This is a genomic window from Patulibacter minatonensis DSM 18081 (genome assembly GCF_000519325.1).
In the GTDB taxonomy this organism is placed as follows: Bacteria; Actinomycetota; Thermoleophilia; order Solirubrobacterales; family Solirubrobacteraceae; genus Patulibacter; species Patulibacter minatonensis.
The window spans coordinates 576096-585735 of the sequence record NZ_KI912613.1; the positions used below are offsets into that span (position 1 = coordinate 576096).

The following is a 9640-nucleotide window of genomic DNA, read 5'->3' on the forward strand; positions in this document are numbered from 1 at the left end:
GGTAGCGGTCCGGGCCCCATGGGACCCGTGCGGGGGCCCGTGGGGACGGGGGATCGGGGCTCGCTGCCGCCCCGTGGGAACGGGCGGCCGGTGTCGCGGGCCGACCGGTGCGGCGCCGTCGACCGGGGTGCCTGGGCGGCCGTGGTGCCCGGGCCGATCTCACCGTTCCCTCACGGTCGGGACCCAGCCCCGGGGTACCGTACGCGCCATGCGCCGTTCCCCCATCGCGCTGCTGGTCCTGTCCGCCGCCCTCGCCGCGTCGCCCGCGGCCGGTGCGGCGGAGGGCCCCGGCGCCACGTCCCCGTTCTATCCCGGCAACGAGCTCCACGTCGACGCCCCGGACACCGTCGTCGGCGGCTCGGTGCTGACCGACGTCGGCGTCGAGGGCGTCGCGACGTGGAACGAGAACCCCACGACGTCGACGACGACCTCGTACACCTTCTCGCTCTACGTCCAGGACCCCACCGTCAGCGCGACGTGCGGGGCCTCCTACGGCGCGCAGCTGCAGCAGTCGATCAACCTCGGCAGCAGGCTGAAGGGGACGACGGCGTTCAGCGGCTTCGTCGCCCAGGACTCGATCCGGCTGGGCCCGGCGGTCCCCGCCAACCAGGCGACGTACGCGGAGAAGACCGCGCCGTTCGTCGTCCGGCCGGACCTGAAGAAGGTGCTCCTCTGCGCGTACCAGCGCTCCGTCACCGACGACGTCGCGACGGCCTCGCGCACCGTCGCCGTCGAGCCCGCCGCCTGCCGCCTGAAGTCCTCGAGCGTCCGTCGCGGCAGGGCGCTGGAGGTCCGCTGCAACGTCAAGGGCCCGCTGCAGGTGAAGCTCCGCCGCGCCGGGAAGACCCGGACGCTGAAGGGCACGATCCCGTCGACGGGCCGCAAGTCGCTCTCGTCGAGGTCGCTGGCGAAGGGCAGCTACAGCGCGAGCTACGCGATCAACGGCCAGAAGCTCGGGAGCCAGAAGGTCCGCATCCGCTGACGACCGGCGCGGTCGCGGATCGACGCTGCCCGCACCGCCCTGCAGCGGTGACCGGTGGCCCGGACGAGGTCGGCCTCAGCGCCGGTCGCGGTCGTCGAAGACCCGGCGCTCCGGGCGCCGGAGGTCGGCGGGGTCCGCGCCGAAGGTGCCGGAGGACGGACGCGGCGGCTCCGCGGGTCGGAACGCCGGGACGTCCGCCCCGTCGAACCCCTGCCCCGCGTCGCCCGGGTCGAACGGGGGCGGCGGGCCGAGCGGACCACCCGGGCGCGCACCGGGGACCACCGGCGCGTCCCAGGCGCGGCGGTCCTGCGGCGCGGCGCGGAACCCGGGGCCGCCGACCGGACCGGGCGACGGGGACTCGCCGCCCGCGCTCCGCCGCGCCGCCGCGGCGTGGCCGCCGGGGTCCGGCTGGCGGTGGTCGACGCCGTCGATCAGGATCGTCTCGCACATGCCCACCAGCCGCGAGACCGCGCGCTCGCCGATCTGGTCCTGCATCTGCATCGGGTCGAGGTTCGTCGTCAGGACGATCGCCCGGCGCTCCTGCCAGCGCTCGTTGATGATCGTGTAGAGCTGCTCCAGCACCCACGGGTTCGTCCGCTCGGTGCCGACGTCGTCGAGCACCAGCAGCGACACCTCCGTCAGCTGGTCCAGCAGGTCGAGCGTCTTCGTCCCGTCGCCGTCGTACGTCCGGCGGATCTCCGACAACAGGCGCGGCACCGAGTACACGGCGACGGCCCGGCCGCGCTCGATCGCGTACCGGGCGACGAGCATCGCCAGCCACGTCTTGCCCGTCCCGATCGACCCGGAGATCCACAGCCCGTCGCCGGCCTGCAGCCGCTCGTCGAGCGTGTCGACGTAGCGCCGCACCCGCGACACCGCGTCGCGGGGCAGCCCGTTGACGTTCGTGTGCTGGAACGACGCGTCCTGGTACTCCCGCGGGATCCGCGCCCGCAGGCTGCCGGCGACGCGGGCCGCCTGCTGCTCGGGCATGCACCGGCACTCGGACGCCGTGCGGGTCCGCTCGTCGACGAGCCAGCCGGAGCCGTCGCACCGGTCGTAGGGGCAGCGCACGGGCTAGGTCCTCGGCAACGGGGGACCGCCACCGGGAAGGGGCGGCCCGCCACCGGGTGGCGGGCCGCCGGACGGGGGTCCGCCGAAGTTGGCGGGCGGTCCGCCCATCCCCTGGGACGGCTGGGCCATCGTCAGGAAGCGCGGGTACTCGCCCTGGAACAGCAGCCGGATCGTGTCGGTGCGGCCGGAGCGGTTCTTGGCGATGATCAGCTCGGCGACGCCGGGCTCGGCGGTCTCCTTGTTGTAGTAGTCGTCGCGGTACAGGAACATCACGAGGTCGGCGTCCTGCTCGATGTTCCCCGAGTTGTGGGTGACGATCCCGTCGGCCAGCCAGCACGCGAGGCCGGGGACGGTGAGGTCGTAGACCTCCTCCTCGCCGGCCGGTTCGATCGAGACGATCCGGTCCCAGAAGACATCGCTGGTGGCGGCGACCCGGAGTCGCTCGTCCTCGAGGACGGCGGCGTAGCTCGCGACCGTGGCGCGCGACGGCGCGAACCTGAAGTGCGACGTCCCGCCGTACGAGGTACCCCGCGCCGCGGTCATCGCGCGCTGTGAGATGCCCTTCGCCCGCATCTTGTGCCGGACCTGATCCCAGACCTCGATCGGCAGCGTGTCGACGTTCGTGGTGGGGACGCGGTCGCCGATGGACGCGCGCAGGGCCTCGCCCTGGGCGACCCGCGGTCCGAAGACGCCGATCTCGTCGAGGAACCGCAGCTGCGCCGCCCACCCCGTGACGTCCACGCAGGAGACACCGCCGTCGTCGGGCGTCGACGTACGCGCCACGATCCCGAACCGCAGGAGCAGTGCGGCGACGTCCGCCGCCAGGCGCCTCGAGCACGTCGAGAAGTAGATCCTGCTCGCGCGCTTGCGTCCTTCCGAGGCGGGGCGGCTCCAGATGCAGCCGTCGGTCGCCCAGAGGTGCCGGAGCAACAAGGCGATCTGCTCGTTCGGCAGCCGGAAGACGTCCTCGGGCAGGTGCTTGTCGTGCGAGCGCTGCCCGAAGATCCCGAGCTCGCGGAGCCACAGGTTGACCCCCGCCGGTGCCCAGCGTGTGCCGTTGCCAGCGAGGACCAGCTGGTGCCAGGTCCCCGTGTGCTCGTGGCGGTTCACCGTCGACCCGAACTCCCGGCGCGCGGCGTCCGCCACCGCGATGCTGTTCTCCTCCGAGGCCGTCGTGTACCGGAGCGGCTGCCCGGAGACGTAGCTGCCGTCTCCCACGAGGTGCCCCAGCAGGACGACCCGGTCCTGGGGCCACGCGACGGTGGTCTCCGGCTCGGGCAGGCGACGACTGACGGCGACGCGGTCGCCCGGGACGAGCTCGTCGATGGTCTGCCAACCCCCACCGGCCATCACGCGGTGTTCGGCGGTGGCCCGCATCGTCCGCCCGGAGGCGAGGCGCAGCTCGAACACCGGCTTGCGCCCGACCTGCCAGACGAGATCGGTGTCCCGTTCGACGATCGAGCCGAAGGCGTCGACCGCGAGCACCCGGGGTGTCGCACGGACCAGCTCGTCGATCCGCACCCGGCGGCCGTCGGCGAGGACGACGAGCGTGTCGCCGGTGACGCACTCGCGCAGGTCCGACAGCAGCGGTCGCTTGTCCGGCCGCGAGTCGACGCCTCGCGAGAGCTGCGAGAGGGCGATGACCGGGCAGGAGAGCTCCTGGGCCAGGATCTTCAGGCCGCGGGACATCTCGCCGATCTGCTGGACGCGGTTCTCGGCGCGGCCGTCGGCCCGCATCAGCTGCAGGTAGTCGACGATCACCAAGGACACGCCGTGGGCGTGCGAGGCGTGCAGCCGCCGGGCCTTCGCGCGGATCTCCATGATCCCGATGTCCGAGCTGTCGTCGATGTAGAGCGGCGCCTGCGCGAGCTTGTCCGCGACCTCGAGGAGGTCGCCCCACCGGTCGCCGATGCGGCCCTTGCGGACGTCGTCGCCCTTGATCGCGGCCTGCGACGCGAGCACGCGCTGCAGCAGCTCGCGCTCGGGCATCTCGAGCGAGAACAGGGCGACGGCGCCCTTGCCCTGGAGCGCGACGTTCTCGGCCAGGTTCGTGACGAAGGCCGACTTGCCCATCGCGGGACGCGCCGCGAGGACGACCATCGCCCCGGGCTGCAGGCCGGCGGTCTCCTTGTCGAGGTCGCGGAAGCCGGTCTCCAGGCCGGTGATGTCCCGGCCGTCCTTCTCGAGCGCCTCGAGCTCCTTGATCGCCTCGTCGACGAACGAGCCGACGGTGCGGAGGCCCTTGTTGTCCTCGTCCTCCGACACGTCGAAGACGGCCGTCTGGGCCTGCTCGACGATGATGTCCGGCTCGCCCTCGCCCTTGAGGACCGCGGTCTGGATCTCGTACGTCGCCTGGAGCAGCCGGCGGAGCTTCCCCATCCCCTGGACGATCTGCGCGTGCCGGGGGAGCGCCGCGACCTCGGTGACCGCTGCGGTCAGCTGGAGGATCGCCTCGCGGCCGCCGGCCTCGTCGAGCGTGCCGGTGCGGCGGAGCTGCTCGACGACCGTGATCGAGTCGATCGGCTGGTTCTCCGCGTAGAGCCGGCGGATCGCCTCGTAGATCGTCGCGTGCTGCGGGGCGTAGAAGTCCTCGGGCTTCAGGCCGTCCTCGACCGTCAGCCCGTACCGCGCCTGCTCGGAGAGCATCATCGCGCCGAGCACGGCCTGCTCGGCGTGGAGGTCGTGCGGCGGGACGTGCGCGGGGCCGATCGACGGTCCGTCGTCGAACCCGCCGTCGTCGTAGCCGTCGCCCGCGCCGCCGTCGTAGCCCCCGCGGTCGTCGTAGTCGCCGCCGCCGTCGTACGCCGCGCCACCGGTCCCCAGGTCGACGTAGGAGTCGTCGGGCGGCGGGATGTCGTGTCGGTCGTCGGAGGCCATGGGGCGAGCGGTTGACCGTACCAGCGGCGGGCGGGCCGCCCGAGGGCACGGGTCGCACGGTGCGGGGAGTTCCTGCGGCGCCCCGTCTCGTCGGCGTCCGGCTACCCTGGTCCGCGTGTCGTCCGCCCCCGGCCGGGCCCCGTCGCCGCTGGGTCCCACCCCGGCGCCCGACGGGCCCCCCGTGCTCCGCGACCGCGCGCTCTGGACGGGCGCCGCGGTGGGGCTCGTCGTGTCGATCCTCCTGACCGTCGTGCGCGGCGACGCCCTGTGGGGCTCCAGCGAGGGCGTGTACGCGCTGACGGCCCGCCAGGTCCTCGACGGCGACGACCTGTACGGGCGCCTGATCGGGGCCCAGCCGCCGATCACGCTGCTGGCGGGGATCCCGGCGCTCCTCGTCTCCGACACGATCGGTGCGATCCACGCGTGGATGGGGCTGCTGCAGCTCGCCGGCGGGGTCGCCGCGGGGGTCGCCGTGCGGCGCCTGACGGGGTCGCCGATCGCGACGTTCCTGGCACCCCTGGCCGCCGTCTCGCTGCCGTGGGCCGTCAACCAGCACGGCGTCTACACGCCGGAGCTCGTCGGCCTGCCGTTCCTCCTCGGCGGCGCGGTCGCCGCGGCGCGCCCGCGGACGGTCCCGCTCGGGGCGGTCCTGCTCGCCCTCGCGGTCTTCGTGAAGCTCCCGTTCGTGCTCCCGGCCGTCCTGGTGGTGCTCGCGTGCGCCGACCGCCGACGCGGGATGGTGTGGCTCGCGGGGACCGGGATCGGCCTCGCCGGGTTCTTCACCCTGGTCTTCGGGACGGCGATGTGGGAGCAGGTCGTGCTCGCCCAGGGCCAGAGCGGCCTGCACCCGTGGAGCGCGCTCCCGGGGACCGTCCTGCAGAGCGTCTGGTCGCTGCTCGGCCTGCTGGCCGGGTGCGCCCTGCTCCTCCGCGAGCGCCGAACGGACCGGTGGCCCCGGGACGGCGTGCAGCTGCGCGTGAGCGCCGCGCTGGCCGCCGGCGCCGTCCTGACGTGGGCGAGCTCGTTCAAGGAGGGCACGAGCCTGAACGTCCTCGTCCCGATCGAGCTGGCCCTGATCCCGCTCGCCGCGACCGGGTTCCTCCTCGCCTGGCGCCGCGCCGGGCGGACCGCCTACGCGACGGACCCGGCGATCCGGCTGGCGGACCGGGGCCCGCTCGTCCGCCTGGGGATCCTGCTCGTGTCGACCCTGACGCTCGCGCAGACCGTCGCGGTGCTCGTGCCGCCGCACGACACGTTCCCGTGGACCCGGCCGGGCACCCCGCCCGCCTACGGTCAGACGGCGAACACCGGCGTGGTCGACGCGAAGCGCCGCGCGGCCGCGACGTGCCCGCCGGACGCCCCGTTCGGCGGCCTCGCGTACTACGCGTTCCTCTTCGACCGCCGGATGCCGGATCGGCAGCCGGACACGTTCCTGACGAAGACCGCCCCGCGCCTGAAGGCCGTCCGTGCCCGCATGGAGGCCGACGGACCGGTCTGCGGCGGCTGAGCGCCCCGGGAACGACGACGGCGCCGGTGGTCCGGCGCCGTCGGGCACTGCGGTCGGCCGGCGCGCGCCGGCCGGGGAGCGTCTAGCGCTCGGTGACGACCATGGTCTTGACGTTGGCGATGACGCCCTCGGTCAGCTCGACGTCGACGACGAACGTGCCGGTGGAGCGGATCGGCTCGGCCAGGCGGACGTTGCGCTTGTCGACGTCGATGCCGCGCGCCTCCTTGATGGCGTCGGCGATGTCCTGGTTCGTGACGGAGCCGAAGAGGCGGCCGTCCTCACCCGTCTGGTGCTGGATGGTCAGCACCGTGTTCGTCAGGGCGTCGGCCTGCTCGCGGGCCAGGCCGACGGCCTCGGCGCGCTGACGCGACTGGGCGGCGGCGACGCGCTGGGCGTCCTCGAGCAGCGCCTTCGTGGCGGGCGCGGCGAGCTTGCGCGGCAGCAGGTAGTTGCGGAGGTACCCCTTGGACACCTCGACGACGGCCCCACGGGAGCCGAGCTGCGGAACGTCCTGGAGAAGAATTGCCTCAGGCATGCGGATCAGATTCGATTCTGTCGTGCCGGGCACGGCGGGATGCCGTGCCCCTCAGCGGGACAGGAGAGGATGCCACGTCGGGCAGGTCCGCTGCGGCGCGGTGCCCGGCGGATCCCCAGTGGGCGACGGCGCATGCGGGGTCCGGGCCCGTCCCGCGAACGGGGGCGGGCGGCGGGCGTACCCGTCAGCCGGCCTACGGCGGACGGCGGGCGGGCCCGTCAGCCGGCCGAGGGCGGCGATCCGGACCCGGGCGTCAGGCCCAGGTCGGACGCCAGGAGGTCCATCAGGAGGCCGTCCCGCCAGGCGCCGGCCTCGTGGTCGAACTCGTGCTCGCGCAGCACGCCGACGTCCCGGAAGCCGACCCGGCGATAGGCCGCGACGGCCCGCGCGTTCGCGACCGTCGGGTCGATCGTGACGCGGTGGTGCCCGCGGTCGAGGATCAGGTGCCGGACGGCCGTCGCCACCGCGTCGGGGCCCAGTCCGCGCCCGTGGAAGCCGGCGCCGAGGAAGACGTCGATCGACGCGTGCCGGTAGTCGGGCTCGAGCTCCTCGAGGAACTGGATCAGCCCGGCGACGCGACCGTCCGCCTCGATCGTGAGCACCACGAGGTCCGGCTCGTCGAACGGGAAGTCCTCGTCCTCGGGCGGCGGGGGCCACCAGCGCCCGACCTCCGGGTCGTCGAGGAAGGCGCGCAGCACCGGTGCGTCGGCCCGGGTGACGGGCCGCAGACGGACGCGGTCCCCGCGCAGGTCGGGCGACGGGTCGGCGGTCATGGGCCGATCCTCGTGCGGCGTGCCGGACCCGCGGCGGGAGGCGCGTGCGTCCTAGAACGGGATGTCGTCGTCGGCCGGCGCCGGGGTCGGCGCGGGGGCCGGGGCCTGGCGCGGCTGCTCGTTGCTCCAGCCGCCCCCACCGCCGCCGCCCTGCTGGCCGCCGCCACCGAAGTCGCCCTGGTCGACCGGGTAGGACGTGCCGGGGCCGTTGAAGCCGCCGCCGCCCTGCTGGCCGCCACCGCCGCCGCCCCAGTCGTCGGACTGACCGCCGCCGTAGCCGCCGCCCTGGCCGCCACCGCCGCCGGGACCGCCCTCGCGGCCGCCGATGAACTGGACGTCCTGCGCGACGATCTCGATCGCCTCGCGCCGGTTGCCGTCCTTGTCCTGGTACTCGCGCCAGCGCAGGCGTCCGTCGACGGCGACCTGGCGGCCCTTGGTCAGGAACTTCGCCGTGGCGTCGGCGGAGTTGCCGAAGACCGTGACGTTGAAGAAGTTGGGGACGTCGTCCCACTGCCCCGTCTGGTTGTTCTTGCGGCGCTCGTTGACGGCGACCCGCAGCGAGCAGACCGACCCGCCGGACGGCAGGCCGCGCAGCTCGGGGTCGCGGGTCAGGTTCCCGACGATCGTGACGCGGTTGATGGGCATGCGGGGCTTCTTTCCTCGGAGTACGTCTTGTGCGTCGGCCGAGCGTACGGCCGGCGCGGGGTCGTCGGACCCGGGGCGCTGCTTCGCCACGGAGACGGTGCCGTGGCGGAACAGACCGTCACGGGATCGCCTCGGGTGACGCAGCATTCCACGCGGGCCGGACGGGTGCGAGGCCGCGCCGAGAACCCCTGGAAACGCGAAGAGCCGCCCGGTGGGCGGCTCTTGCACGGTGCGCCGGCGTGGCCGCCGGCGCCAGGAAGGAGGAGGCTCAGTCGGACTCGGCGGCCGCGACGGCGGCACCGGCGGCAACGGCCTGCGCGTCGATCTCGCGGAGGTCCGGCAGGTCGACCGGGTTGCGCTCGAGCTTGATGATCCGGTGACGGAGGACCGTGTCGTTGATCTTCAGCTGGCGGTCGATCTCGCTGAGCAGCGAGGCCGGGCCCTTGAAGCGGTACACGCGGTACTCGGCCGTCGCCTCGTCGCCGATCGGGTAGGCGAGCGCGCGGACGCCCCACTCACGACCCTCGAGCAGCGTGCCCTCGGACTGGATGAGCTTGTCGACGTCGACCGCCAGCTTCTGCCGCACGTCCTCCTCGGCGGACGCGTGGAGGAGGATGACGAGGTCGTAAGAAGGTGCGGGAGCGGCCATAAGAGAGTTCGCGTGCGAGCGACGGTCGACAGTAGCAAAGGGTTCCCGTACCGGTCGCCCGCCCAGCACGGGGCGGGGGTCGACCCGGTGGTCGGAACCGAGGGGGCGAGCGCAGGGCGCCCGCAGGGTCTCCACATCATGCCCCATCACGACCCCTCCCCGTCGAGCGTCCTCCGCCGCGCGCGCCTGGGCACGGTGGCGACGGTCGCCGCCGTGCTCCTGATGATCGTCCTCGTGGCGGCCGGCCCGCGGCTCGGCGGCGATCCGCCCGTGATCCCGGACGGGCGGGCGCAGGTGGGTGCGAGTGCACGGGACGCCCCTGCTCAGGCGGCGGATCCGGCCGCGGCGGGGGCGGGTCCGACGGCGGGGTCCGCGGGGCTCCCGTCCGACGCCGGCGACCCGCCGCCGACCGGCGGCGGCGGGGGTGCGCGGGGCGGGGAGGGTGCGGGCGGCGGGAGCGGTGACGGAAGGAGCGGTGGCGGTGGCGGCGGCGCTCGCGGCGGGGACGGTCCGGGCAGGGCGACGGCGGCCGGCGGGGCGGCGGGCAAGCGGGCGGACGCCGACGGCGACTCGCCCTCGAGCGCCGCGAGGCGTGCCGCGG

At 74.4% G+C, this 9640-nt stretch carries 8 protein-coding genes and 1 pseudogene; 3 read left to right on the plus strand and 6 right to left on the minus strand.

Annotation, left to right across the window (positions count from 1 at the left end; translation table 11 throughout):
* Positions 1-208: 208 nt before the first annotated feature.
* On the plus strand, positions 209-982 hold the full coding sequence (locus PATMI_RS26900) for a hypothetical protein (protein WP_026909765.1): 774 nt from the start codon (positions 209-211) through the stop codon (positions 980-982).
* Between the two features lie 75 nt (positions 983-1057).
* On the opposite strand, the gene PATMI_RS0102780 is transcribed toward PATMI_RS26900, so the two are convergent.
* Together PATMI_RS0102780 and PATMI_RS26905 are read right to left on the minus strand one after the other, a co-directional pair.
* Positions 1058-2053 (minus strand): ATP-binding protein, encoded by a 996-nt coding sequence (locus tag PATMI_RS0102780; RefSeq protein ID WP_026909766.1) that lies wholly within the window; start codon positions 2051-2053, stop codon positions 1058-1060.
* A gap of 3 nt (positions 2054-2056) precedes the next feature.
* Positions 2057-4930, minus strand: coding sequence for a replicative DNA helicase (locus tag PATMI_RS26905; protein WP_084269557.1), 2874 nt, complete (start codon positions 4928-4930; stop codon positions 2057-2059).
* A gap of 115 nt (positions 4931-5045) precedes the next feature.
* On the opposite strand from PATMI_RS26905, the gene PATMI_RS0102790 reads away from it, so the two are divergent.
* Positions 5046-6437, plus strand: a complete 1392-nt coding sequence (locus PATMI_RS0102790; protein ID WP_026909767.1) for a hypothetical protein — start codon at positions 5046-5048, stop codon at positions 6435-6437.
* An 82-nt stretch (positions 6438-6519) separates the two neighbouring features.
* Here PATMI_RS0102790 and rplI read toward each other — a convergent pair whose 3' ends face one another.
* From rplI to rpsF, 4 genes are all read right to left on the minus strand, one after another.
* Complete coding sequence (gene rplI, locus PATMI_RS0102795) at positions 6520-6972, minus strand: 50S ribosomal protein L9 (RefSeq protein ID WP_026909768.1); 453 nt, start codon at positions 6970-6972, stop codon at positions 6520-6522.
* 218 nt (positions 6973-7190) lie between these two features.
* A complete protein-coding gene (locus PATMI_RS26910) occupies positions 7191-7745 on the minus strand; it encodes a GNAT family N-acetyltransferase (RefSeq protein ID WP_051470972.1) in 555 nt (184 codons plus the stop codon).
* Between the two features lie 51 nt (positions 7746-7796).
* The gene (locus tag PATMI_RS0102805) at positions 7797-8390 is read right to left on the minus strand and encodes a single-stranded DNA-binding protein (protein WP_026909769.1); all 594 of its coding nucleotides are present in this window, start codon (positions 8388-8390) and stop codon (positions 7797-7799) included.
* A 268-nt stretch (positions 8391-8658) separates the two neighbouring features.
* Entirely contained in the window at positions 8659-9039 is a 381-nt protein-coding gene (gene rpsF, locus PATMI_RS0102810; protein ID WP_026909770.1) for a 30S ribosomal protein S6, read from the minus strand.
* A gap of 138 nt (positions 9040-9177) precedes the next feature.
* Between rpsF and PATMI_RS37780 the strand changes: the two are divergent.
* Positions 9178-9640 (plus strand): annotated as a pseudogene (locus PATMI_RS37780) (hypothetical protein); the annotation flags it as partial.